This window comes from Tolypothrix sp. VBCCA 56010 (assembly GCF_050875635.1).
Classification (GTDB): domain Bacteria; phylum Cyanobacteriota; class Cyanobacteriia; order Cyanobacteriales; family Nostocaceae; genus Hassallia.
The window spans coordinates 1-207 of the sequence record NZ_JBPAOH010000580.1 but is presented as its reverse complement, the minus strand read 5'-3'; the positions used below and the strand labels follow the sequence as shown (position 1 = coordinate 207).

1 pseudogene is annotated in these 207 nt (G+C 32.9%); it reads right to left on the bottom strand.

The annotated features are described in order from the left end of the window. Positions 1 to 207, bottom strand: a pseudogene (locus tag AABK37_RS42585) (RNA-guided endonuclease TnpB family protein); the annotation flags it as partial.

Sequence of the window (207 nt, the reverse complement as noted above, 5' to 3'; positions counted from 1 at the left end):
TTTTTTGATTAATCTAACACGCTTAATCAGTTTAACTGGGTAAGTCTGGATATCCCATTTACCTAGTAGTTTTACTTTACCGATATCTTTTTTATCAGTAAACGTAATGCATCTTTTGGCTTGATTTAGTGACCAGCCACTAGTTTTATATTCAACTGAACGATTATCTTTTTGAAATCGGGGAAATCCTTTCTTGCCTGATACTTT